Source organism: Streptomyces flavotricini (assembly GCF_020639365.1).
Lineage (GTDB): Bacteria > Actinomycetota > Actinomycetes > Streptomycetales > Streptomycetaceae > Streptomyces > Streptomyces flavotricini.
In genome coordinates, this window is the sequence record NZ_JAINUL010000001.1 from 379,844 (window position 1) to 404,115 (window position 24,272).

20 protein-coding genes and 3 pseudogenes are annotated in these 24,272 nt (G+C 72.8%); 11 read left to right on the top strand and 12 right to left on the bottom strand.

What is annotated here, in order from left to right:
- Positions 1–7: 7 nt before the first annotated feature.
- The 4 genes and pseudogenes from K7B10_RS02005 to K7B10_RS02020 all read right to left on the bottom strand — a co-directional run.
- On the bottom strand, positions 8–829 hold the full coding sequence (locus K7B10_RS02005) for a DUF1295 domain-containing protein (RefSeq protein WP_229334223.1): 822 nt from the start codon (positions 827–829) through the stop codon (positions 8–10).
- Positions 826–2,199 carry a class I SAM-dependent methyltransferase gene (locus K7B10_RS02010; RefSeq protein ID WP_372481351.1) on the bottom strand — a complete coding sequence of 458 codons (1,374 nt, stop codon included), beginning with the start codon at positions 2,197–2,199 and terminating at the stop codon, positions 826–828. The genes K7B10_RS02005 and K7B10_RS02010 overlap by 4 nt, the downstream gene beginning before the upstream one ends.
- Entirely contained in the window at positions 2,196–2,939 is a 744-nt protein-coding gene (locus K7B10_RS02015) for a DUF1365 domain-containing protein (protein ID WP_229334224.1), read from the bottom strand. The genes K7B10_RS02010 and K7B10_RS02015 overlap by 4 nt, the downstream gene beginning before the upstream one ends.
- 98 nt (positions 2,940–3,037) lie before the next feature.
- Positions 3,038–3,463: pseudogene (locus K7B10_RS02020) on the bottom strand (FAD-dependent oxidoreductase); the annotation flags it as partial.
- A gap of 177 nt (positions 3,464–3,640) precedes the next feature.
- On the opposite strand from K7B10_RS02020, the gene K7B10_RS02025 reads away from it, so the two are divergent.
- From K7B10_RS02025 to K7B10_RS02035, 3 genes are all read left to right on the top strand, one after another.
- Positions 3,641–4,564, top strand: coding sequence for an oxygenase MpaB family protein (locus tag K7B10_RS02025; protein WP_229334225.1), 924 nt, complete (start codon positions 3,641–3,643; stop codon positions 4,562–4,564).
- Positions 4,565–4,592: 28 nt separating this feature from the next.
- The gene (locus tag K7B10_RS02030) at positions 4,593–4,949 is read left to right on the top strand and encodes a UBP-type zinc finger domain-containing protein (protein ID WP_229334226.1); all 357 of its coding nucleotides are present in this window, start codon (positions 4,593–4,595) and stop codon (positions 4,947–4,949) included.
- Between the two features lie 87 nt (positions 4,950–5,036).
- Positions 5,037–5,534, top strand: coding sequence for a DUF427 domain-containing protein (locus K7B10_RS02035; RefSeq protein WP_229334227.1), 498 nt, complete (start codon positions 5,037–5,039; stop codon positions 5,532–5,534).
- A gap of 395 nt (positions 5,535–5,929) precedes the next feature.
- On the opposite strand, the gene K7B10_RS02040 is transcribed toward K7B10_RS02035, so the two are convergent.
- On the bottom strand, positions 5,930–6,901 hold the full coding sequence (locus K7B10_RS02040) for an L-threonylcarbamoyladenylate synthase (RefSeq protein ID WP_229334228.1): 972 nt from the start codon (positions 6,899–6,901) through the stop codon (positions 5,930–5,932).
- A gap of 515 nt (positions 6,902–7,416) precedes the next feature.
- On the opposite strand from K7B10_RS02040, the gene K7B10_RS02045 reads away from it, so the two are divergent.
- The 4 genes from K7B10_RS02045 to K7B10_RS02060 all read left to right on the top strand — a co-directional run bounded on the left by K7B10_RS02045 (position 7,417) and on the right by K7B10_RS02060 (position 13,648).
- Positions 7,417–8,940: a xanthine dehydrogenase small subunit gene (locus K7B10_RS02045; RefSeq protein ID WP_229334229.1), complete on the top strand. Its 1,524-nt coding sequence runs from the start codon at positions 7,417–7,419 to the stop codon at positions 8,938–8,940.
- Positions 8,937–11,336, top strand: a complete 2,400-nt coding sequence (gene xdhB, locus K7B10_RS02050) for a xanthine dehydrogenase molybdopterin binding subunit (protein WP_229334230.1) — start codon at positions 8,937–8,939, stop codon at positions 11,334–11,336. The genes K7B10_RS02045 and xdhB overlap by 4 nt, the downstream gene beginning before the upstream one ends.
- Before the next feature lies 1 nt (position 11,337).
- Positions 11,338–12,147: a xanthine dehydrogenase accessory protein XdhC gene (xdhC, locus tag K7B10_RS02055; RefSeq protein ID WP_229344700.1), complete on the top strand. Its 810-nt coding sequence runs from the start codon at positions 11,338–11,340 to the stop codon at positions 12,145–12,147.
- A gap of 85 nt (positions 12,148–12,232) precedes the next feature.
- On the top strand, positions 12,233–13,648 hold the full coding sequence (locus K7B10_RS02060) for an amidase (RefSeq protein WP_229334231.1): 1,416 nt from the start codon (positions 12,233–12,235) through the stop codon (positions 13,646–13,648).
- A gap of 15 nt (positions 13,649–13,663) precedes the next feature.
- Here the strand turns inward: K7B10_RS02060 and K7B10_RS02065 are convergent, their stop codons facing one another.
- Both K7B10_RS02065 and K7B10_RS02070 read right to left on the bottom strand, forming a co-directional pair.
- The gene (locus K7B10_RS02065; RefSeq protein ID WP_229344701.1) at positions 13,664–14,716 is read right to left on the bottom strand and encodes an aldo/keto reductase; all 1,053 of its coding nucleotides are present in this window, start codon (positions 14,714–14,716) and stop codon (positions 13,664–13,666) included.
- A gap of 206 nt (positions 14,717–14,922) precedes the next feature.
- The gene (locus K7B10_RS02070; protein WP_229334232.1) at positions 14,923–15,663 is read right to left on the bottom strand and encodes a dienelactone hydrolase family protein; all 741 of its coding nucleotides are present in this window, start codon (positions 15,661–15,663) and stop codon (positions 14,923–14,925) included.
- A 243-nt stretch (positions 15,664–15,906) separates the two neighbouring features.
- On the opposite strand from K7B10_RS02070, the gene K7B10_RS02075 reads away from it, so the two are divergent.
- A complete protein-coding gene (locus K7B10_RS02075) occupies positions 15,907–16,767 on the top strand; it encodes an MBL fold metallo-hydrolase (protein ID WP_229334233.1) in 861 nt (286 codons plus the stop codon).
- On the opposite strand, the pseudogene K7B10_RS02080 reads toward K7B10_RS02075, so the two are convergent.
- Positions 16,664–17,893, bottom strand: a pseudogene (locus K7B10_RS02080) (hypothetical protein); the annotation flags it as partial. The gene K7B10_RS02075 and the pseudogene K7B10_RS02080 overlap by 104 nt on opposite strands.
- Before the next feature lie 153 nt (positions 17,894–18,046).
- A complete protein-coding gene (locus tag K7B10_RS02085; RefSeq protein ID WP_229334234.1) occupies positions 18,047–19,027 on the bottom strand; it encodes an IPT/TIG domain-containing protein in 981 nt (326 codons plus the stop codon).
- On the opposite strand from K7B10_RS02085, the pseudogene K7B10_RS41510 reads away from it, so the two are divergent.
- Positions 19,019–19,231 (top strand): annotated as a pseudogene (locus tag K7B10_RS41510) (ATP-binding cassette domain-containing protein); the annotation flags it as partial. The gene K7B10_RS02085 and the pseudogene K7B10_RS41510 sit on opposite strands and share 9 nt — an antisense overlap.
- A 90-nt stretch (positions 19,232–19,321) precedes the next feature.
- On the opposite strand, the gene K7B10_RS02095 reads toward K7B10_RS41510, so the two are convergent.
- The 3 genes from K7B10_RS02095 to K7B10_RS02105 are packed head-to-tail and all read right to left on the bottom strand — an operon-like array spanning position 19,322 to position 21,712.
- Positions 19,322–20,377, bottom strand: a complete 1,056-nt coding sequence (locus tag K7B10_RS02095; RefSeq protein ID WP_229334235.1) for a tartrate dehydrogenase — start codon at positions 20,375–20,377, stop codon at positions 19,322–19,324.
- Between the two features lie 57 nt (positions 20,378–20,434).
- A complete protein-coding gene (locus tag K7B10_RS02100) occupies positions 20,435–21,328 on the bottom strand; it encodes a LysR family transcriptional regulator (protein ID WP_229334236.1) in 894 nt (297 codons plus the stop codon).
- Positions 21,329–21,331: 3 nt separating this feature from the next.
- Positions 21,332–21,712, bottom strand: coding sequence for an MBL fold metallo-hydrolase (locus K7B10_RS02105; RefSeq protein WP_229334237.1), 381 nt, complete (start codon positions 21,710–21,712; stop codon positions 21,332–21,334).
- Between the two features lie 70 nt (positions 21,713–21,782).
- On the opposite strand from K7B10_RS02105, the gene K7B10_RS02110 reads away from it, so the two are divergent.
- Positions 21,783–23,279 carry a carboxylesterase/lipase family protein gene (locus K7B10_RS02110; RefSeq protein ID WP_229334238.1) on the top strand — a complete coding sequence of 499 codons (1,497 nt, stop codon included), beginning with the start codon at positions 21,783–21,785 and terminating at the stop codon, positions 23,277–23,279.
- A 124-nt stretch (positions 23,280–23,403) separates the two neighbouring features.
- Complete coding sequence (locus tag K7B10_RS02115; RefSeq protein ID WP_229334239.1) at positions 23,404–24,255, top strand: class I SAM-dependent methyltransferase; 852 nt, start codon at positions 23,404–23,406, stop codon at positions 24,253–24,255.
- Positions 24,256–24,272 lie beyond the last annotated feature (17 nt).

The following is a 24,272-nucleotide window of genomic DNA, read 5'->3' on the forward strand; positions in this document are numbered from 1 at the left end:
GCACCGCCTACCTCCCGTGCCGCAGGACGGCGCGGCGGGGCGGGAGGGGGAAGAAGCCACTGGTGCGTGCGGTGTACGCGGCGTATCCGGGGCGGTCCGCCATGTGCTTCTCCAGGAGGCGCTTGCCGCTGCCGACGGTGAGCAGCAGGGTCATGAGGACCGGGGAGACGAGGACGGCGAGGGCCGGTTGCCAGGCGGTGCAGGCGAGCAGGTACAGGCCCCACCAGACGAGGCTGTCGCCGAAGTAGTTGGGGTGGCGGGTCCAGGCCCACAGGCCCCGGTCCATGATCCGGCCCCGGTTGGCCGGGTCCGCCTTGAAGCGTGCCAGCTGGTGGTCGCCCACGGCCTCGAACCCGAGCCCGAGCGCCCACACGGCGATCCCGCAGAAGGCGAGGAGATCGAGGGGTTCGTGACTGTAGGAGGCGGCCTGGACCGGCAGGGAGATCAGCCAGACGAGGCCGGCCTGGCCGAGGTAGACGGTGCGCAGCGCGTACCGGGTCCGGCTGCCGGGTGCTTTGTCGAGGAGGGCGGTGTAGCGCGGGTCCTCGCCGTGGCCGCGGGAGCGTCGAGCGATGTGTGCCGACAGCCGCAGCCCCCACACGACGGTCGCCGCGGTGACGAGCAGGCGCCGGCCGTCGTCTCCGTGTCCGGCGGAGAGCAGCCAGGTGACGACGGCGACGGCGCTGAAGGCGATTCCCCAGGCGATGTCGACGATGCGGTGCAGGTCACGGCGTACCGCGACGGCGAACGTGGCGAGCAGCACCGCCGCCGCGGCGGCCGCGGTGACCGCGAGGTTCACGGCGAGGGCACCCCAGTCGGTGCCGTTCACGACGCGCTCACCGGGGCGCCGCGGTCGGTGAGGAGGAGCTGGCGTACGTCGAGGTAGCGGGAGCGGAATCCGGCTTCCGAGTAGGCGAGGTAGAACTCCCACATGCGCTGGAAGACGGTGTCGAAGCCGAGGGCGGTGACGAGGTGGCGGTTGGCGGTGAACCGCTCGCGCCACAGGCGCAGGGTCTCCGCGTAGTGCTCGCCGTACCCGTCATCGGCGACGGTGAGCAGACCGGCGGCGGCGGAGTGTTCGGCGATGGCGCGGCGGGAGGGGATCAGGCCGCCGGGGAAGACGTACTTGCTGATCCAGGTGTGGGTGGCGGCCGTGTGGAGCATCCGGCGGTGGCCCATGGTGATCGTCTGGAGGGCGATCCTGCCGCCGGGGGCGAGCGAGCGCCGCAGCGCCGCGAAGTAGGGGTTCCAGAACTCGGCGCCGACCGCCTCGATCATCTCGACGCTGATCACGGCGTCGTGGCGGCCTTCGGCGTCGCGGTAGTCGCGCAGCTGGACCTCCACCCGGTCGGCGAGACCGGCCGCGGCGATGCGTTCGCGGGCGAGGGCGGCCTGTTCGGCGGAGAGGGTCAGGGTCGTGACCCGGGCACCGCGGGCGGCGGCCCGCAGGGCGAGCTCGCCCCAGCCGGTACCGATCTCCAGCAGCCGTGTGCCGTCGCCGACTCCGGCGAGGTCCAGGAGCCGGTCGATCTTGCGGTGCTGGGCCGGCGCCAGGGACTCGGACCGGGCGGGGAGGCCGGCGAAGACCGCGGAGGAGTAGGTGAGGGTGGGGTCGAGGAAGGCGGAGAACAGCTCGTTGGACAGGTCGTAGTGGCGCTGGATGTTGACGCGGGCTCCGGCACGGGTGTTGCGGTCGGCGACGGGGCGGGCGGACACCCACAGGCCGCGGAGCCGGCGCAGCGGGGCGGGCACCAGCTCGTCCACGTGCCCGGCGAGAACGGTCAGTACGCCGGCCAGGTCCTCACTGTCCCATTCACCGGCCATGTACGACTCGCCGAAGCCGATCAGGCCGTCGCGGCCGATGCGCCGGTGGAAGGCGTCCGGGTCGTGGAGGGTCAGCATCGGGCCGGCGGCGGCAGCCGGGGAGGATCCCGCGGTGGGCGCGGTCAGGGAGAGCCGGTCCAGGGCGCGGCCCACCAGGTGCCTCGCCACGGCGGTCCGGGCGCGTCCGGTGGACGGCGGTCGGGCCACGTCCGGCCAGCGGGCCGCGTCGGCGCCGGTACGGTGGACGGCCGGCGCGGCGGGACCGGCGCCGTCGGCCGGCGGCGGCTGCCTCGACGTCTGTGTCTGCGGGGGGACCGCGCCGCGGCGGCCGGACTGCCGGGCGGGGGCGTGGGACGTGGTGGCGGGCTGGGTCACGAGGGCATGCCTTCCTGCGGGGTGGACCGGGGACGGGGGTGTACGGGCAGGCCGCGCAGGAGCAGGTGGACGCCGTGGCGGCGGATGCCGGCCCAGACGGCGACGGTCGACCACGGCCTGCGGGCGGCCGCGGACAGCAGGGCGGGCACGGTGGCGGGCCGCCGACGGCCCGAGACGACCGCGGTGAACACCCTGCCGTCCTCGTTCTCCAGGTGAATCGACAGCGCCAGGCGTTCGCCGGGCAGCGGGAGCCGCATCCGGTAGCGGCCTTCGACCGCGAAGAAGGGCGAGACGTAGAACTCCTTGTCCACCTCCGCCTCGCCCGCGTCGTCCGTCCGCAAGAGGTAGCAGTGGCGCTGCCCGTAGGTGTTGTGGACCTCCGCGACGACGCACACCAGGGCACCGGAGGGGTCGTGGCACCAGTACACGCTGAGCGGGTTGAAGACGAACCCGAACACCCGGGCGTGCGCCAGCATCACCACGCGCCCGCCGCCCAGGTCGACTCCGTGGGCAGCGAGGAAGGCGTCGAGTCCGGCGCGGAGGGACCCGGCGCCGCCGGTGAAGTGGTCGCGGGCGTCGAACCGGGCGAGCGGACGCACCGGCCGGGGCAGCACCGGTATCCGGTCGAGGTCCACGCACCACAGGTAGGTGCGGTGCCGGAAGGAGTGGCGCAGCGGTGCGACGCGGGCGTGCCCGATCACGCACTCGTACAGGGCCGGGGTTGCTTCGGTGCGTCTCACCAGCGCACCCCCAGCGACCGGGCGGCCTCGGCGCCGGAGCGGCAGCCGTCCTCGACCGAGGCGGGGGTGTACACGGGGTACGCGTAGACCGGTCCGCCGGCGAGGAGGCGCCGGGCGCGGCGGTGGAAGAGCGGGACCTCGGCCAGCAGTCGCGGGTGGCGGCCGCGCAGCGTGTGCGCTGCCCGCGAGGCGAACAGCCCGGCCTGCCCGCGGGCGCCGGCGTACTGCGGACCGCAGCCGTCGCACCGCACCGACACGCTCATCTCGGCGTCCTGCGTGCCGATGCCCAGCTCCCGGAAGAGGCACAGCAGGGTGGGGTAGGTGCGCTCGTTGTGCACGATGAAACCCGGGTCCACGGCCACCGGGCGCCCGCCGGGTCCGGCCAGCTCGTGGGTGTGGGCGTGGCCGCCGAGCCGGCTGTCCGCCTCGCACAGGGTGACCTCGTACGAGGTCGCGAGGATGTGGGCGGCGGTCAGACCCGCCACCCCGGCGCCGACGACGGCCGCTCTGCGGTGTTCCACCACGACCCTCCCGCCGTCCGGCGCGCCGCGGGCGCGGCGCGGTCCACCTGTGCTTCGGTCCACCTGTACTTCGGAGCGGAACGGCGATCGGATGCGTCGCGGAGCGACGGAAATCCGGGCGGGCGTACGCCTGCCCTTCGCCGTCCCGCCGAAATGCGCCGCGAGCGGGATGATGGGTCCATGTTCTGGTTGCCCCCTCCGCTCACCGAGCTCCGAGCCCGGGCAGGGGAGGAGCTCTTGCGCCGCGTCGCAGGCCCTTCGGCGCAGCACAAGCGCGCTCGCATCCACGGCGCTCCGGGACCGCGCTGGTTCGGTCCGGGCAGTGCGATCCGGCTCGTGCACGCGGACGCGTCGATGTACGTCGGCGGGCTCGCCGCGCTGCTGCTGCAATCGCTGCACCCCGAGGCCATGGCGGCGGTGTGGGCGCACTCCGGGTTCCGGGGCGATCCCTGGGGCCGGCTCCAGCGCACCAGCACCTTCCTGGCCGTCACCACGTTCGGGACGGACCAGGACGCCCGTCAGGCGGTGCTCCGGGTGCGCGGCGTCCACGACCGGATCAGCGGAGTCACCTCGGAGGGAGTGCCCTACCGCGCTTCCGATCCGCACCTGCTGGCCTGGGTCCACGTCGCCGAGGCGGAGTGCTTCCTGCGGGCCTACCAGCGCTACGGGCGCCGCCCCCTGGACCGGGCCGGACAGGACGCCTACGTGCGTGACATGGCGCTGGTCGCCGGTCGGCTGGGCGCCGAGGAACCGCCCGGGACCCGCGCGGAGCTGTCCGCCCGGCTCGCCCGGTACCGCGGAGAGCTCAGGTCCACCGCGGAGTCGCGCGAGACGACCGCGTACCTGCTGTCGCGTCCGCCGTTGCCCTGGGCCGTACGGATCCCGTACGCCTTCCTGGCCGCCGCGGCCGTGGACCTGCTGCCCCGATGGGCGAGAGCACAGCTGTCGCTCCCCCTCACATCGCGGTTCCTGCTGCCTCTGGCCGTACCCGGAGGCCGCGCGGTGATCGCCGGGATCCGGTGGGCCACGCCGCCTCTGCCCCCGTCCGCGGAACGCGCCGGAAGCGCCGGAAGCGCCGGAAGCGCCGGAAGCGTCCTGCCATGAGCGTCGCCCGACCCGGAGGAGCCCCTTGATGCCACGTGCCGGCCGCGACGCCGAGGGCTTGCCGGGGCAGGTCTCCCCGTGGACGGTGTCGCCTGATGGAGGGCGCCCCGACGGGCGTGCCTGTTCCCACCTGGCGGCGCTGCCCGACGCGCCGCGGACGCCGGACGAGGTGTGCGGGCCGTGCCGTGCCCGCGGATGGTCCTGGGTCCGGCTGCGGTGGTGCGCCGCGTGCGGGCACGTCGGATGCTGCGACAGCTCCCGGGGCCGGCACGCCTACGCCCACCACGTCCGGACCGGACACCCCGTGGTCCTGTCCCTGGCCCCTGACGAGTCGTGGGCCTGGTGCTTCGTCGACGAGGTCTTCCTCGTCCGCCGGGTACCGTAGGGCGCGGGCGGGCCTGCGGCGCCCCCACGGCGGTCCGCCGCATCCGCCGCGGCCGCCATCGCGGAAGGACAGGTGGAGGTGCCCGCGATGAGTGATGCCCCGCACCCGCACGGACCGGTGCCGAAGGAATCCGTCTGGGACTATCCGCGACCGCCGCGCGTGGAACCCGATGCCCGGCGCGTCGTGGTCCGGCACCGGGGAGTGACGCTCGCCGACTCCCGGGCGTGCCGCCGCGTCCTGGAGACGAGCCATCCTCCCGTCTTCTACGTGCCGCGCGAGGACGTGCGCTCCGACCTGCTGTCCCGGTCGCCGGGGGCGACGGTGTGCGAGTGGAAGGGCGCGGCCTCGTACTGGACGCTGGTCGTGGACGGGCACACCGTGCGCAACGCGGCCTGGAGCTACGAGGATCCCGCGCCGGAGTACCGGAGCATCGCCCACCACTTCGCCTTCTACCCGGGCCGGGTCGACCTCTGCCTGGTGGACGGGGAGCGCGTACGGGCGCAGGCCGGTGATTTCTACGGTGGCTGGATCACCGGCGAAATCCTGGGGCCCTTCAAAGGCGGTCCGGGCTCCACCGGCTGGTGATGACGCGGGGTGAGGTGTGCCGGGCGCCCGGTCTCGGGCGGCTGCCGCTCAGGTGACCCGGGTTCGGGCCAGTGCGCCGGGCCAACGGGCGCGCGGGCCGATGTCGACGACCAGGGCGGGAACGAGCAGGGACCGAGCAGGAGCGGCACGGCCCAGTAGGCCCGGCGCGGCGTCTTCTTCGCGGACCCCAAAGGTTGGCTACGGCTGCACACCAGGACTTCCGGCCCACGAACCCATCGGGTTGCAGTCCTTCGCGGTCTTCTCGCACCCCGTGAACCCGCGCCGGTTTCGGTGACGGCGAACTGGCCGTGGTCCTCCGCTTCATCAGCAGGATGGACCGCCGACCGGTCCTCGTCGGACGACGAGGGCCTGATCCCGGTGACCGCGTCCGTGCGTCACGGCCGGGGTCCTGCGGCGCGGCGGAGCCGGTTCGCGACCGCCAGTCCGAGCCCCTCCTCCGCGGGCAGGGACGCGACGATGAGGTCGCACCCCCGCTGGTCGAGCTCGCGCAGGAACCCGTACAGGCCGCGCGCGTACGCGGCGACCGAACCGGGAACGGCGACCACGGCGTGCGCCTTCACCGGGGCCCCCGCGCAGGAGGCGGGCAGAAAGACTCCCACCCGGTGCCCCAGCTCCCCCGCGCGCTCCGCTTCGCCGACCACCTTCTCGGGCTCCACGAGGACCACGCGCGCACGCGGCGCGTAATGGGACGGATGCTGACCCGGCACCCGGACGTGGCTGCTCGACGGAACGGAGAGCGCGTGCCCCAGCACGGCTTCGAGGTCCTCGCGCACCACCCCGCCGGGCCGCAGGATCGTCGGGAGCTCGCCGGTGACGTCGACGATGGTGGACTCGACACCGACCGCGCAGGGACCGCCGTCCAGTACGCGGTCGACAGCGTCACCGAGCTCCGCACGCACGTCGTCCGCGGTGGTGGGACTGACCTGGCCGAAGCGATTGGCGGACGGAGCCGTGACGCCGCCGCCGAAGGCCGCCAGCAGCGCGAGGGCCACGGGGTGGTCGGGCACGCGCACCGCCACCGTCTCCAGGCCGCCGGTCGCCTCCAGCGGCACCCGGCGACCACGCCGCAGCACCAGCGTCAGCGGCCCCGGCCAGAAGTGTCCGGCCAGCAGCCTCGCCGCCCGGGGCACGTCCTCGACCCAGTCGTCCAGCTGCTCGGCGCCACCGATGTGGACGATCAGCGGGTGGGAGGGCGGACGCCCCTTCACCTGGAAGATCCGCGAAACGGCGGCGGGGTCTTCGGCGTTGGCGCCCAGACCGTAGACGGTCTCGGTCGGGAGGGCCACCAGACCGCCGGCGCGCAGCACACCGGCCGCCTCCTCGATGTCACTGGTTCGTGCCTTCACCTTCGCGTCCTCCCGCCGTTGCGCTCGCGCCCACTTCGTGGTCCCCGCGCACAACGAGGACACCGCGGCCGAGGACACCGCGGCCGGGGGCGCCGGCAAGCCGGCGTGCTCCGCCCGCACTGCCGGCGACGGCGGCTTGCGGGCGCGCTCGGACCAGCTCGGGGTCTTCGCGCGGCGGCTTGACCGGGGGACCTGCGGCGACGTAGCTTCGGGCGCACCGACTCGTGAGCTGATGGAAGGGGGCGAAACCGGATGTCCACCGTCTCCGCACTGCTTCGCCTCGCCCACCAGGTCGCCTGGGCTCCGGGTCGTGTCGCACACGGCTGCTAGCGGCCCCCTTTTCCGGCGTGCCCGATCACGGCCCCGGCATCGTGCAATTTCTGTCACCGCCTCGGCACCTGATCGCGTGCCGACGCGCGCACTCCGGGTTCTGGAGCTGCGCCAACGAAACAGAAGGCTCCTGAAATGGCGACTAGGACGACCTGTTCCACCGCGCACCGAAACGAGGACGTGCCATGGTAGCGGCGCGGATCACGGTCAACGGAAAAGAAGCACCCATCGCACCGGTGAAGCCCCACACCACGGTGTTGGACTTTCTGCGCGAGCGCGGCCTCACCGGCACCAAGGAAGGGTGCGCCGAGGGTGAATGCGGCGCCTGTTCGGTCCTGGTGGCCCGTCCCGGGGTGAACAAGCCCACTGACTGGGTGGCGGTCAACGCCTGCCTCGTCCCGGTCGCGGCGCTCGACGGTCAGGAGGTCATCACCTCCGAGGGTCTCGCGACGGCCGGCGAGCCCGGAACGCCGTCCACGCTGCACCCGGTGCAGGAGGAGATGGCCGCCCGCGGAGGATCCCAGTGCGGTTACTGCACACCGGGATTCATCTGCAGCATGGCCGCCGAGTACTACCGTCCCGACCGCTGCACGGACTCGCACTCGGGCTCGGGTTCGGGCTCGGGCGGGGACTCAGGCGAGGCCGAGGGCAGCGACCCCGAGCACGGGCCGAACGGTTTCGACCTGCACGCGCTGAGCGGAAACCTGTGCCGGTGCACGGGCTACCGGCCGATCCGCGACGCCGCGTTCGCCGTCGGATCGCCCACCCAGGACGACCTCCTGGCGCGGCGCCGCGAGCGACCCGCGCCCGAACCGGTCGCCACCGAATACACCCAGGACGACAGCGCGTTCCTGCGGCCGAGCACCCTGGCCGAGGCCCTGCGGCGACTGCGCGAGCGCCCCGACGCCGTAGTGGTGGCCGGAAGCACCGACTGGGGCGTGGAGGTGAACATCCGCTCCCGCAGGGCGAACTGCGTGGTCGCCGTCGACCGGCTACCCGAATTGCGGGAGCTGCACGTCGAATCCGACCACATCGGGATCGGGGCGGCGATGACCCTCACCGAGATCGAACGCCGCCTGGACGGCGGCGTCCCCCTGCTCGCGGATCTGTTCCCGCAGTTCGCGTCCCGGCTCATCCGCAACAGCGCCACCCTCGGCGGCAACCTCGGTACCGGCTCCCCCATCGGTGACAGCGCGCCGGTGCTGCTCGCACTGGAGGCGTCGGTGGTGCTCGCCGGCGCGGACGGAGAGCGCGAGGTCCCCCTCCGCGACTACTTCACCGGCTACCGGCAGAGCGTGCGCCGTCCCGGTGAACTGATCCGCTCGGTGCGCATCCCACTGCCGCTGGCGCCGGTCACGGCCTTCCACAAGATCGCCAAGCGGCGCTTCGACGACATCTCCAGCGTGGCGGTCGCATTCGCGCTCGACATCGAGGACGGGACCGTCCGCAAGGCACGCATCGGCCTGGGCGGGGTGTCCGCCACCCCGATCCGCGCCCTCGCCACCGAGGCCGCCCTGGAGGGCCGACCGTGGGCGGCGCGGACCGTCGAAGCCGCGGCCCGGGTACTCCAGGCCGAGGGCACACCGATGGACGACCACCGCGCGAGCGCCGCGTACCGCTGCGCGATGCTCCGCCAGAGCCTGTTGAAGCTGTACGCACAGACCACCGAGCAGACCACCGAGCAGACCACCGAGGCCGTGCCGTCATGAGCCACTTGTCCCAGCGTCCCGAAAAGCCCGTCGTCGGTGTCCCGATGCCGCACGAGAGCGCCGGCCAGCACGTCACCGGCTCGGCGCTCTACACCGACGACCTGGTCCACCGCACCAAGGACGTGCTGCACGCGTACCCGGTCCAGGTCATGAAGGCCCACGGCAGGATCACCGCGCTGCGCACCGAGTCCGCCCTCGCCGTGCCCGGTGTGGTGCGCGTGCTCACCGGCGCCGACGTGCCCGGTGTCAACGACGCCGGAATGAAGCACGACGAACCGCTGTTCCCCGACGAGGTCATGTTCCACGGCCACGCGGTCGCCTGGGTGCTCGGCGAGACCCTGGAGGCGGCCCGGCTCGGCGCGGCGGCCGTCGAGGTGGAGCTCGACGAACAGCCCTCCCTGATCACACTGCAGGAGGCGATCGCGGCCGACAGCTTCCACGGCGCCCGGCCCGTGATGCTGGCCGGTGACGTCGACGCCGGCTTCGCCGACTCCGCGCACGTGTTCACCGGCGAGTTCCAGTTCTCCGATCAGGAGCACTTCTACCTCGAGACGCACGCGGCGCTGGCCCTCGTCGACGAGGCCGAGCAGGTCTTCGTACAGAGCAGCACCCAGCACCCTTCGGAGACGCAGGAGATCGTCGCGCACGTGCTCGGCCTGCACAGCCACGAGGTGACCGTCCAGTGCCTGCGGATGGGTGGCGGCTTCGGCGGCAAGGAGATGCAGCCGCACGGTTTCGCGGCGGTCGCCGCGCTCGGTGCGAAGCTGACCGGCCGGCCGGTGCGGGTGCGGCTCAACCGGACCCAGGATCTGACCATGTCCGGCAAGCGGCACGGGTTCCACGCCACGTGGAAGATCGGCTTCGACGCCGAGGGCCGTATCCAGGCCCTGGACGCCACCTTGACCGCGGACGGCGGCTGGAGCCTGGACCTGTCCGAGCCGGTGGTCGCCCGCGCGCTGTGCCACATCGACAACACCTACTGGATTCCCAACGCGCGCGTCGCCGGCCGCATCGCCAAGACCAACAAGGTCTCCAACACCGCTTTCCGCGGGTTCGGCGGACCGCAGGGCATGCTGGTGATCGAGGACATCATGGGCCGGTGCGCACCGCTGCTCGGCCTCGATCCGATGGAGTTGCGGGAGCGCAACTTCTACCGGCGGGGCCAGTTCACGCCGTACGGACAGCAGGTCGGCCAACCCGAACGGATCGCCGCCGTCTGGCAGCAGGTCAAGGACGGCGGCCGCCTCGCCGATCGGCGGCGCGAGATCGAGGCCTTCAACGCCGCGCACCCGAACACCAAGCGGGCCCTTGCGCTCACCGGCGTCAAGTTCGGCATCTCGTTCAACCTCACCGCCTTCAACCAGGGCGGCGCACTGGTGCTGATCTACAAGGACGGCTCGGTCCTGATCAACCACGGCGGCACCGAGATGGGCCAGGGCCTGCACACCAAGATGCTGCAGGTGGCCGCGACCACGCTGGGCATCCCGCTGCACAAGGTGCGCCTGGCCCCGACGCGCACCGACAAGGTGCCCAACACCTCCGCCACCGCCGCCAGCGCCGGCGCGGACCTCAACGGGGCGGCAGTGAAGAACGCCTGCGAGCAGTTGCGCGAGCGGCTGCTGCAGGTGGCCGGCACCCTGCTGGGCGCGAACGCCTCGGACGTGCGCATCGTCGGGGGTGTCGCACGCGTCCTCGGCAACGAGACGGAGCTGGCCTGGGACGACCTGGTGCGCACCGCGTACCTCCAGCGGGTTCAGCTGTCCGCGGCGGGTTTCTACCGGACCGAGGGCCTGCACTGGGACGCGAAGGCGTTCAGGGGCTCGCCGTTCAAGTACTTCTCCCACGGCGCCGCCGCGACCGAGGTGGAGGTGGACGGCTTCACCGGCGCGTACCGCATCCGGCGGGTGGACATCGTGCACGATGTCGGCGACAGCCTCTCCCCGATGATCGACATCGGTCAGGTCGAAGGCGGCTTCGTACAGGGCGCGGGCTGGCTCACGCTCGAGGACATGCGCTGGGACAGCGGTGACGGGCCCGGCCGCGGCCGGCTGCTCACCCAGGCGGCGAGCACCTACAAGCTGCCGAGCTTCTCGGAGATGCCCGAGGAGTTCAACGTCACGCTGCTGCAGAACGCCACCGAGGAAGGCGCCGTCTACGGGTCCAAGGCGGTGGGTGAGCCTCCGCTGATGCTGGCGTTCTCGGTACGGGAAGCGTTGCGGCAGGCCGCCGCGGCCTTCGGGCCCGCCGGAGTCAGCGTGGAACTCGCCTCGCCCGCGACGCCGGAGGCGGTGTACTGGGCGATCGAGGCGGCCCGCGGTGGCGACGTGCGGTGCGGCGGCCAAGGCCGCGACGGCGGCGAAGTCACCGACGAAACGAGCGCTTTGAGCCATGCCTGACATGAGCTGGGTGGCCGCGGTCGCGCGGTTGCGAGCCCGCCGGGAGCCCGGCGCGCTCGTGACCGTCGCGACCGTGCGCGGCCACGCGCCCCGCAGGGCCGGTGCCAAACTCGTCGTGGGACGGACCGGGACCTGGGGTTCGATCGGCGGCGGCAACATCGAGGCCGTCGCCATCGACCGTGCCCGCGAGGTGATCGCAGTGCCCGATCCGGAACCGGAGTTGATGGAGTTCGCCCTCAACGACAAGGTGACCGGCCGGCACGGCGTGCAGTGCTGCGGCGGGACCGTCAGCGTACTGCTCGAACCGCTCCCGGTGGTCCCGGCGGTGGCGGTCTTCGGCGTGGGGCACGTCGGCTGGGAGCTGGCACGCATCCTGGCCCGCCACGACCTCGATCTGCACCTGATCGACACCCGCCCCGAGCAGCTCGCGGACGAACGGCTCGGTGTGCTCGCCGATGCGGTGGCGCAGGTCCACGTGCACCACACGCCGCTGCTTCCGGAGGACGTGCTCGCGAAGCTGGCACCCGGGACCCACGTCCTGATCATGACCCACGACCACGCGGAGGACGCCGCCCTGTGCGACGCCGCCCTGCGCACCGACGGACTCGGCTCGATCGGATTGATCGGCTCGGCCGCCAAAGCGGCGCGGTTCCGGCATCGCCTGACCACCGAGGGCGGCCACGAGGCCGCCGCCGTCGACCGGATCAAGACTCCGATCGGAATGACCGGGATCACCGGCAAGGAACCCGCCGCCATCGCCGTGAGCGTCGCGGCAGACCTGCTCCTGACCTTCGAACGCGGCAAACGGTGAACGGTGCGGCCGAGAACCCTCGCGTGTTACCCGGCGGTAAGGAATGATGGCGGCGACCATCCACGAGGCCGGGGGCTGAGACAGCGTGACGAGTTTCGACGAACAGACCATCGTGCACGCCTTCTCGGACGACGCCCTGGGAGAGCACGACGCCGTCGGTCTCGCCGCGGCGATCCGGCGGGGCGAGGTTTCCGCCGCCGAAGCCGCCCGGGACGCCGTGGGGCGGGTACGGGCGGTCGAGGCGCGGCTGGGCGCGGTCCAGGCGCACGTCGACAGCCCGGCGCCCGCTGCCGCACCGGGCGGTGTCTTCGCCGGGGTGCCGACCTTCGTCAAGGACAACACCGACTACCTCGGCCTGCCCACCGGGCACGGCAGCGCGGCCTTCCGTCCGAGCGCGGCACGGCGGCACGCGCCTTTCACCCGGCAGTTCCTGAGCAGCGGTGTCACGGTGCTGGGCAAGACCCGGCTGCCCGAGTTCGGCTTCAGTCCGACCACCGAGTACGAGGGCGCCGAACCGGTTCGCAACCCGTGGCACACCGGGTACTCGGCGGGTGGTTCGTCGGGCGGCAGCGCGGCCCTCGTCGCGGCCGGAGCGGTGCCGATCGCACACGCCAACGACGGCGGCGGCTCGATCCGGATACCGGCCGCCTGCTGCGGACTGGTCGGCCTGAAGCCGACCCGGGGCCGGGTCATCGCGAACGCCCAGAGCCGTCAACTGCCCCTCGACCTGGTCAGCGACGCGATCGTGAGCCGCTCCGTGCGGGACGCCGCGGCGTTCCTCGCCGCCGCCGAGAAGTACCGGCGCAGCCCCGGGCTGCCGCCCCTGGGCCTGGTCGAAGGCCCTTCGGGGCAACGGCTGCGCATCGGGTTCCTGCTCGACTCGCCGAACGGGGTCCGCTCCGACCCCGCAACGCGCGCGGCGGTCACCCGGACCGTGACCGCCCTCGAGCGGCTCGGCCACAGCGTGGAGCCCGTGGAGTTGGCCATCGATCCGAGTTTCACCGACGACTTCCTCGCGTACTGGGGAATGCTGTCCTTCCTCGTCGGCGTCACGGGCCGGACCCTCGGCTCGGACTTCGACCGGCGCCGCATGGACGGCCTCAGCCGGGGGCTGCGCGAGGAGTACGTGCGGAACTGGCGGCGCACCCCGGGAGTGCTGCGGAGGCTGAAGCGCACGAAGGAGGCGTACGCGGCCTCGTTCCGCGGGATCGACCTCGTACTGTCCCCCGTACTCGCCCACACCACGCCGCCGATCGGCCACCTCAGCCCGACCGTCCCCTACCCGACCCTGATCGAACGGATCCTCGCGTACGTGGCGTTCACACCGGTCGACAACGTCGTCGGCACACCCTCGATCTCGGTGCCGTCGGCGAGCTCCGCGGAGGGCGGGCTGCCCATCGGCGTCATGTTCTCCGGCCGCCCCGGCGCCGAGCGGAAACTCCTGGAGGTCGCGTTCCAGCTGGAGGCCGACCGCCCGTTCCGGCGCATCCAGGACCTCTGACGCCGCGACACGGCGCTACTGGCCCGCCGCGCGGTCTCCCGGTGCCCGGCGCCGCTGCGCGGTGTCGGCCAGGGCCGGCGGGCGCCACACGCCGTCCGGGTGGTAGAGGTTCGTCCCCGGCGGCACGATCTCGTCGATCCGGTCGAGCGCCGCGTCGTCGAGGACCAGTCCGGCGCCCTTGACGAGCGAGTCCAGTTGGTCCATGGTCCGCGGACCGAGGATCACCGAGGTGACCGCGGGATGTGCGACCGGGAAGGCGACCGCCAGCTCGGGCAGGGTGCAGCCGATCCCGTCGGCGAGCTCGACGAGTTGTTCCACGGCCTCCAGCTTCGCGACGTTGCCGGGGATCGCCGGGTCGAAGCGCGCGGGTGTCAGCGCCGCCCTCCCCGCGCTCAGGTCGACGGGCCCGCCGAGCCGGTACTTGCCGCTGAGGAAGCCGGATGCGAGCGGGCTCCAGGTCAGTACGCCCATCCCGTACCGCCGGGCAACGGGCAGCACGGCGGCCTCCACCCCGCGCGCGAGGAGCGAGTACGGAGGCTGCTCCGTACGGAACCGCGGCAGGGCCCGCCGCTCGGCGACGTGGTGCGCCTCGACGATCTCCTCGGCGGGGAAGGTGGAGCAGCCGAAGGCGCGGATCTTGCCCGCCCGCACCAGGTCGCCGAGGACCGAGAGGGTCTCCTCGACGTCCGTCGAGTGGTCGGGGCGGTGCACTTGGTAGAGGTCGATCCAGTCGGTGTCCAGCCGCCGCAGACTGTCCTCGACGGCCTGCAGGATCCACCGCCGCGAGTTCCCGCCGCGGTTGCGCCCCTCCCCCATCGGGAAGTGGACCTTGGTGGCGAGCACGACGTCGTCGCGCCGCCCCTTGAGCGCCTTGCCCACTATCTCCTCGGACTCCCCGGCGGAGTACATGTCGGCGGTGTCGACGAAGTTGATGCCCTGATCGAGTGCGGCGTGGATGATCCGCGCGCACTCCTCGTGATCCGGGTTCCCCACCGCTCCGAACATCATCGTGCCGAGGCAGTGCGTGCTGACCTCTATGCCGGTCCCACCCAGAGTGCGGTATCTCATGGTCATGGGGCGCACTGTAGGAGTTGGAGTGCGCTCCAGCGCAAGCACTCCGTGACGGTTCACGACTTCGTACGGCACGGGCCCCTGCCGGGAGTTCGGCAGGGGCCCGCGGTGCGGAGGGCTTCGGCGCGCGGGACCGGTTCGCGACGAGCCCGGTCCCGGGGCCGATGCGACCTAACGCCTGCCGCCCGTGCGACGGCCCGGCCTCACTTCAGGTGTCGGGTGAAGAACCGGGCCGCCGCGTCTCCCGCGAACTGCGGGACGCCGGTGTGCCCGCCCATGTTGGCGTGCAGCGTCTTCTCCCGGGAACCGAAGGCATCGAACAGGTCGAGGGCCGCCTGCCGGTCGTTCCCTTCGTCGTCCCACTGCAGCAGGACGTGCAGCGGAATGGTGACCCGGCGGGCCTCCTCGAACATGGCGCGGGGGACGAGACTCCCTGCGAACAGGACCGCGGCCGAGATCCGCGGCTCGACCACCGCCAGCCGGGTCCCGATGGAGATCACTCCTCCCGAGTAGCCGACCGGGCCGCCGACCTCGGGCAGCACGAGGAGGGCGTCCAGTGCGGCCTGCCATTCCGGGACCGCCCTTTCGACGAGCGGGAGGACGAGGGCATCGACGATCCCGTCGCCGACCGGCTCGCCGGCCGCCATGGCCCGGCGCAGGTCGGCGCGGGCCTGGTCGGCGGCGGCCCAACGGGGCCGGTCGCCGCTGCCGGGGAGCTCGATGGTGGCGGCCGCGAAGCCGTCCGCCGTGGCGTGCCGGGCCCGCTCCGCCAGCCGGGAGTACATCTTGTGCAGTCCGAGCGGGGGGTGACCGAGCAGGATCAGCGGCGCCGGTGCGGATGCGGACGCCGATGCGGGCGTCCACAGGATGCCCGGGATCTCGCCGAGGGTGAAGGCGCGCTCGAGGACGCCGTCGTCGAGACGTTGTTCAGAGGTGAAATGCATGGTCGTGCCTTTCGGGAGTGCTGTGGAACGGCGCTCCCGGACGACCTACCGCCCGACCGTGACCCCGGAGGAGAGCACCCACGTGAATACGTTCACGGGTACCACCTCCTCGTTCTCTCGCACGGCCTCCGGAAGGCTAGCAATGCGCCCCGTGCCCGGCCAACAGGTTTGTGCGAGCCGAACGCGATCGGACGTGTCCTCCTGCTCGCTCGCCCGCGCGAAGCCAAGGGGTAGGTTGGACGCGTGATCGACTTTCTGCGCGGTGCCCCGGTCTCAGGCAGTCTCGACGTCATCTGGCACGCGGGCTGGCCCTCCCCGAAACACGACCCGGCCCCGGAGATCCAGGTCCACGCCTACTCCGAACACACGGTGCTCCTGCGCCAGAACAAATCCGTGCACTACGAAGCCCCTTTCCTCTTCCTCCTCTTCGGCAATGACCGCGCGCTGCTCCTCGACACCGGCGCATCCGCCGACCCGGCCCACTTCCCCCTGCGGGAAACGGTCGACCGGCTCGTCGCGGACTGGCTGGAACGGCATCCGAGGCCCGCGTACCCGCTGCTGGTCGCGCACACCCACGGACACGGCGACCACACCGCGGCGGACCCCCAGTTCGCGGACCGGCCCCTGACCACGGTCGTGAGCCCCGGGCTGGAGGAGGTCACGGCGGCGTTCGGCCTCACCGACTGGCCGCACCGCACCGGCGCACTGGACCTCGGCGGCCGCGTCCTCGACGTGATCCCCGGTCCCGGCCACCAGCGGGCCGCCGTGGTCTTCCACGACCGCCACACCGGTCTCCTGCTGACCGGCGACTCCCTCTATCCGGGGCGGCTCTACATCGAGGACCGGACCGCCTACTCGGCCACCGTCGACCGGCTGCTGGACTTCTGCGCCACCCGTCCCGTCCGCCATGTCCTCGGCTGTCACATCGAGATGACCACCACGGCGGGCGAGGACTACCCCCGCGGCACCACGTACCAGCCGGACGAGCCGCCGCTCCAGCTCACCACAGGCCATCTGCGCACCCTGCGCAATGCCCTGGACGAGACGGCGGACCGCCACGGCACCCATCCCTGCGGGGAGTTCGTCCTCGTGTACCAGGACTGACGGTGACGGCTGCTGCCCACATGCTTCCGTCCGCACCGGCCGCGCCCGCGCCCTGACACCGGGGCCGGAAGACTCCGAGCCGTCCGCCCCCCACGTGCTGTCCTTCGGATCGATGGCCGCCGCCGGTGGGGCAGCAGCCGTCGCGGAGCATCTGGTCCAGGACCGCGCGCCAGTCCTCGGCGGGCGTGGCGGTCCTGGTGCCGGGGCAGGTGAAAGCGCGCTCCAGGGCGGCGCGTTCCCGGACGGATCCGCCGCGCTGGGTTCGTACGCGGACCAGGTCCGCGAAGTCGGTGAACGGGTCGCCGTCGACGAGGGTGAGGTCGGCGATGCGGCCCTCGCGCTGCAGGGCATTGCTCTGCTCCGCGCTCGGCGGCTGCCCGGCGGCGGTGCGGACGGCCGACACGTCCCGGGGCGGCAGCAGGGCGGTGACCGGGGGGCGTCGGCGAGCACCGGATCGGCTCCGAGCGGCGGCAGGGCCGTGAACGGCGTGGCGATGAGGTCGAAGCCGGCGTGCGTGTAGACCTCCACGGTGTCCTGGTACGTGTGCCCGCCCGGGGTCGCGCCGTGGCCGTACTCGGCGCGCTCGGTCGCCACCAGATGGGTGGTCAGGTCCTGACCGGACAGGACGCCCTGGGAGCACAGGTGGGAGCCGCGCGGACGCCGAGCCGCTCGTGGGCGAAGCGCGCGGCGTCCTCCATCCACGCGTACGGGCGCGGACGTAGGTCTTGGCGAAGTCCCAGTCCAGGGCCTCGGCCCGGGCCAGGGAGCGGGCGCACCCCGCCCGGGTGAGGTGGGCGCACCCCATCGTGCAGGCGACGCGGGAGCCGTCGAGGAGCTCGCCGCCCGCCAGCATGCGGGGTGCGGCGAGCCGGCCGGCCCGGATGTCCTCGCGCAGCCGGGCCTGTTCGTAGGCGGAGCCGCCGAGGGAGGCCGTGGTCGTGACCCCGTAGGCGAGGTGCAGCGCGCCCTGCCGGGCCCCGTAGGTGTAGGGGTAGGGGTGGACGTGGGAGTCCCACTGTCCCGGCAGGACGGTGGCGTCGGAGGCGTCGACGGTGCGCGCGGCCCGACGGCCGCGCCGGTGCGGCTCGACGGCGGCGATCCGTCCGCCGTGGATGAGGACCGAAACCACCGTGACCGTCCGTCAGCCACCTGAACGAAACGAGCGGAGCCCGTATCGGAAACGGCGGCGCCGGCGGCCGGTCGGGCGCGGGAACCGGCGGCGCGGGGGGGGCGGGGCGGGGTCCGTACCGGGAGAGGGGACCCCGCCCCGCACAGCGCGTCAGGGGCAGGTGGCCACGAGGACGGAGACGACCGTGCAGGTGGCGGTCGCGCTGTCGTTGAGCGGGTTGGGGTCGGCCGGGGCGGACACCGTGCGGGTGGCGGCGACCGTGACGCGGCCCAGCGAGAGCAGGTTCAGCGGTACCCGGAAGGTCTTGGCCGAGGCGCCGCCGGCGGCGATGGTTCCGTAGGCGCAGGTCACGCTGGTGCCCAGGGCGGTGCATCCCGGCGCGAGCGAGGTGGCCGAGGAGCCCGGCGGCAGTGTGGCGATGAGGGTCGCCGAACCGAGCGTGCCGGGGCCGGTGTTGTGGGCGGTCAGGGTGTAGGTGAGGTACGGGACGAGGAGGCTCAGGCCCGGCTGCGCGGCCAGGTCCACGTCGATGTCGGCGGGCGGGAGCTGGTAGGTGTAGCGGCCCGCGGGGGTCGCGGCACTGGTGCCGCCGGGGGTGGTGACCTGCACGTCGACCGGGCCGGCGGCGTGCGCGGGCGCGGTGGCGGTGCAGGTGGTGGCGGTGCAGGACAGGGCGCCGGCCGGGTTGCCGGGGCCGAAGGTCAGCGCGGTGGCCCCGCCGAGGCCGGTGCCGTGGAGGGTGACGACGGTTCCGCCGTCCGTGGTGCCGGAGGCGGGGCTGAGCGAGGTGACCACGGGGACGGGGAGGTAGGTGTAGCGGGTGGCCGGGGAGGCGGGGCTGGTGCCGCCGGGCGTGGTGGCCCGGACGTCGACCGTGCCGGTGCCGGCCGGGGCCGTGGCGGTGCAGGAGGTCGGGGTGCAGGTGACGCCGGTGGCGGGGTTGCCCGGACCGAAGCTGAGGACGGCGCCGGCCAGGTTGGTGCCAGTGACCGTGACGGGCGTACCGCCCGCGGCGAGGCCGGTGTCCGGGCTGACGCCGGTGACCGTGGGTGCGTCCGGGAGGAAGGCGAACACGATGCGGCCGTCGCCGGCGTTGGCCCCTTCGGTCAGGGTGACCGGCGAGCCGGGCACGGTGCCGGAGACCAGGCTGGATCCGCCGCCCCCGCCGCCGCCCCCGCCGCCCGTGGTCCCGTACCGGCCGCCGGCTCCCTGGACGACATCAGCCTCGATGTCGCCCCCGGCGAGTTCGTCACCATCCTGGGGGCCTCGGGCTGCGGCAAGTCCACCCTGCTCAACCTGGTCGCCGGACTCGACAAACCGACCACCGGCACCATCGGCTTCCGCGTGGCCGCGGACGACTCGACGGAGGCCGGCGGCGTCGAGCGCTTCCTCGCGTGACCGTTGCCGGTCGGGGGCAGCCCCGTCTCAGAGGTGCCGGAGGATCTCGGCCGTGAACTCGGCGGTGGAGGCGGAGCCTCCGAGGTCGCGGGTGCGCACCGGCGTGGTGGCCAGGACGCGGGCGATGGCGTCGGTGATCTCAGCCGCGGCCCCGGGGTGGCCGAGGTGGTCGAGCATCATGGCGGCGGACCAGATCGCGCCGATGGGGTTGGCGATGCCCTGCCCGGCGATGTCGGGGGCCGATCCGTGGACCGGTTCGAACATCGAGGGGTGTTCGCCCTCCGGGTTGAGGTTGGCGGACGGAGCGATGCCGATGCCGCCGGCGACCGCCGCCGCCAGGTCGCTGAGGATGTCCCCGAAGAGGTTGGAGGCGACGACGACGTCGAAGCGTGCGGGGTCGAGGACGAACTTGGCGGCCAGCGCGTCGATGTGCTCCTGGTTCCACTCGACGGCGGGGTGCGCGGCGCCGCGCTCGGCCACCAGCTCGTCCCAGAAGGGCATGGTGTGCACGATGCCGTTGGACTTCGTCGCCGACGTGAGGGGTCCGCCGCGCCGCTCGGCGAGGCCGAAGGCGTAGTCGAGGAGCCGGGTCACGCCCGCCCGGGTGAACACGGCCTGCTGTACGGCCATTTCACCGGGGAGGCCGCGGTTCATCCGGCCGCCGATCTCGCTGTACTCGCCTTCGGTGTTCTCCCGGACGACCACGAAGTCCACCTCACCGGTCACGGCCGCGCGGACGGGGCTGGGAAGACCGTCGAACACGCGGATGGGGCGGAGGTTGACGTACTGGCTGAAGGCCCGGCGGATCGGGATGAGCAGCCCCCACAGGGAGACGTGGTCCGGCACACCCGGGTAGCCGACCGCGCCGAGGAGGATCGCGTCATGACGACGGAGCCGTTCCAGTCCGTCCTCGGGCATCATCGATCCGTGGCGGAGGTAGCGCTCGCAGGACCAGTCGTACCGCTCGTAGGTGAACGTGATGCCGTGGCGCGTCCCGATGCTGTCGAGGACCTCGCGTGCCGCCGGGAGGACCTCGGTGCCGATGCCGTCACCGGGGATGAGGGCGATGCTGTGGTTCGTCATGGTCGGCATTCCAGCAATCGGGGGTCCTCCGGGTCCAACACGTATCGCCGATGTGCCTCATAGGCCGGTCCTATGAGCGGGTGGGCGGGCGATCTCCAGGAAGGCGCCGGCCGCCGGTGTCAGCCGCCCCTTCCGGCTCACCAGGAAGCTGTGCTGGACGCGGGCCGGCTCCAGATCGAGTACGAGGGCGCCGGAGCGCTCGGACAGGCCTGCCCAGGACTGCGTCACGACGGCCAGCCCGACTCCCCCGAGCACCAGGGGCAGGAAGGCCATGCGGTGTTCGGTCTCCACCGCGATCCGGACGTCGACGCCCTGCGCCTTCAGGTCGTCGACGTAGGCGCGGATCCCGGTGCCCCGCTGTCCCACGATCAGCCGGTGTCCTCCGAGCTGCTCGGCCCGCACCGCCCGGCCGGGTGGAAAGGGGCCGTCCGGCGGGGTGACCAGTACGAGCCGGTCGTCTCCGACGTGGTGCGCGACGACGTCCCGGTCCGGCAGCGGCGAGGAGGTGATCAGCAGCCCGAGTTCGCAGCCCCCGGTGCGCACCGTCTCGATCACGGCCTCGGGGGTGAGGGCTACGCGCAGGCTGAGCGACACCGCGGGAAAGCGCTCGGTGAAGCACTGGACCATGGTGCTGAGGGGTTCGATGGTGGGTGAGGCCATCGTGGCCATCTCCAGGCGCCCTCCGCGCAGTTCACGGACGGATCCGACGCCGGCCCTGGCCAGCTCCAGCGCGTGCAGGGCTTCCCGTGCCCGGGGAACCAGTGCGGCACCGGCCTCGGTCAGGACCGCCCTCCGGCCGATCCGGTGGAACAGGCCGGCGTCCACGTCCCGTTCCAGGGTCTGGATGGCCTGTGACAGGGTGGGCTGCGATACGTAGAGTGCCGCGGCCGCGCGGTTGAAGCCACCGTGGTCCACGATGGCGAGGAAGTACGTCAGCTGCCGGAAGTCCACGGTTCAGCGTAGGCCGTCCGCGAAGAAGCGCACGGCCCCGTCCCCGCCGCGCCGGAGCAGGCCCGCCGTGGGGGCGGGGAAGTGCGTGCCGATCACGAGGGTTCCGGTGTCGCGTACCGCTCGACGAATGCCCGCCGGACTCGGGGTGTGTCCGGGAGCGGCCTCCAGGCGCACGCCGTCGCACACGTGGTGATCGGTCGCGACGAAGTCGACGAGACCCCTGTCGATCAACGGCCGCATCGTGTCGCGGAGGTCCACATCCGCTTCGCCCGCCCAGTGGTCCCACTCCAGCACTTTGCGGATCGTCGTCGAACCGATGCGCCACGTCGCCATGCGTCCACCTTCCCCATCAGCCAGAGATCGAACAATATTGACGATCGGCATCGTGGCGCAATATTTTGAGGTGCCCCGATGGCCCCAAGATCTTCGATCCCGTTCTGGAAGGACGCACTGGATGGGTTTCGCTCAGGACCGCACCACGCCCGTCGTGAACACTCGCTCGGGCCCGATCCGCGGCGTCACCGAAGACGGCCTGGCCGTGTTCAGGGGCGTGCCGTACGCGGCGCCCCCCGTCGGCCCCCTGCGGTGGCGCCCCGCGCACCCGCATCCTGGATGGAGCGGCACCCTCGACGCGACGGAGTACGGGCCCGGTTCGCCCCAGGCCGTCCGCGAGGGCGACCCGGTCCTGGGCGGCCACGGCGCCCCTCCCTTCGACGAGGACTGCCTGACGCTCAACATCTGGACGCCCGGCACCGACGACGCGCACCGGCCGGTCCTGGTCTGGATCCACGGTGGCGCCTTCATCTCGGGCTCCGGGGCGATGCCCAACTACTCCGGAGAGACCTTCGCGCGCAACGGCGACCTGGTGGTGGTGAACCTCAACTACCGCCTCGGACCACTCGGCCTGCTGTCCTTCGCCCCGGAGGGCGGCGACGGGTGCGGCAACCTCTGGCTCACGGACCAACTCGCCGCGCTGCGCTGGGTCCGGGACAACATCGCCGCCTTCGGCGGGGATCCCGGCAGCGTCACCGTGGCCGGTCAGTCCGCCGGAGCCCTGTCGACGGCGGCGCTCGCGGGACACGCCGGTGACCGGCTCTTCCGGCGGGCCATCCTCCAGAGCGTCCCGCTCGCCATGCCGCTCGCCACCCCTGCCGAGTCCCTGGCCCGCACCGCCGCCTTCATGGAGATCGTCGGCGTCAAGGACGAGGACGAACTGCGCACGCTGCCGTGGCCGCGCCTGGTCGGGGCCACGGCCGGACTCCTCGCGGAGACCATGGAGTGGGGACACTGGACCGCGCCCTTCATGCCGGCGCTCGACAGCGGAACGGCGCCGCGGCAGCCCGTCCTGAACCTGCTCGACGGTCCCGGCGCGGACATCGACGTCCTCGTCGGCTGGACCCGGGAGGAGTCCGCTTTCACCTTCGCGCTGGGCGAGGCGTACGTGTCGGCGACGAAGGAACAGGTGCTCCGCCGGGCTCGGGACAGCTTCGGCGACGGCGCGGCCGAAGCGTACGCGGCGTACGAGGCCGCCCGCCCGGGCGCACGGCCGGTCGACGTGCTCGTCGACCTGAGCACCGACGAGCTGTTCAGGAAACCCACCCTGGCGTTCGCGGAGGAGCGGGCGGTACGGGGGCGCCCGGTGTGGGCGTACGAGTTCGCCTTCCCCACCCCCGCGCACGACGGGCGCCTGGGCGCACCGCACTGCCTGGACCTGCCGTTCGTCTTCGACAACTTCGACAACTGGTCACACGCGCCGTTCCTGGCGGGAATGGACACGAGGATCAGGGACGGCCTCGCCCGGGCCGTGCACGCGGCGTGGATCGCGTTCGTACGCACCGGCGACCCCAACCACCCGGCCATGCCGCGCTGGGACCGGTACGACCGACCGTCCCGGACGACGATGCGGTTCGACACCGTCACCCAGGCCGTTCCGCACCTCACGCCGCACTGAGCCCCGCACCGGCTGCCGGGAGCCCCGGCGGCCGGTGACGCGGCGGCCGAGGCCGCCCCGCCGCGTCCTGCGGGGCCCCGTCGCCCCCCTGGGCGTATTTTGGGACTCGTAGGTGGTGGTGACGATGGTCAGCGCTCTTCACCCCGATCCGTCCAACGCCGATCAGGCGCGTGCCTGGGACGGGCGGGAAGGCGCGTACTGGGCGGAGCACGCCGACCGGTTCGACCGTGCGGTACGGGCCTACCGCACGGGCTTCCTCGCCGCGGCCGGCGTATCGGACGCCGACCGGGTGCTCGACATCGGCTGCGGCACCGGCGAGACCACCCGCGACCTCGCGAAGCTGGCGGCCGGAGGCCTGGCCGTGGGCGTGGACCTGTCGGCGGCGATGCTGCGGGTCGCACGAAAGCGCGCGGCGGCCGACGGACTGCACAACGCCGACTTCGTCCGGGCGGACGCCCAGGTCCACCCTTTCCCCGCGGCGGCGTTCGACGTGGCCGTCAGCCGCTCCGGGACCATGTTCTTCGCCGCCCCCGTCACCGCGTTCCGCAACATCGGCGGCGCGCTGCGCCCCGGCGGACGTCTCGTACAGCTGGTCTGGCGAGCACTGGCCGGCAACGAGTGGTTCCTCTCCCTGACCGGGGCCCTGGCCGCCGGCCGCCCGTTGCCCACGCCCGCGGCCGGTGCCCCCGGGCCGTTCTCGCTCGCCGACCCCGCGCGGGTACGGACCGTACTCGGCGCCGCGGGTTTCACGGACATCCGGCTGGAGCCGCGCGGCGAGGCGATGTGGTTCGGCGAGGACGCGGCCGACGCGGAGCGGTTCACCCTGGGCATGCTGGGCTGGATGCTCGACGGCCTCGACGAGCGGGACCGGCGTCGCGCCGTCGACGACTTGAGATCCACGCTCGCCGCCCACGAGAGCGACAGCGGCGTCCTCTACGCCTCGGAAGCCTGGATCATCCGGGCGACCCGTCCGTGACGACCTCGCGGGGGACT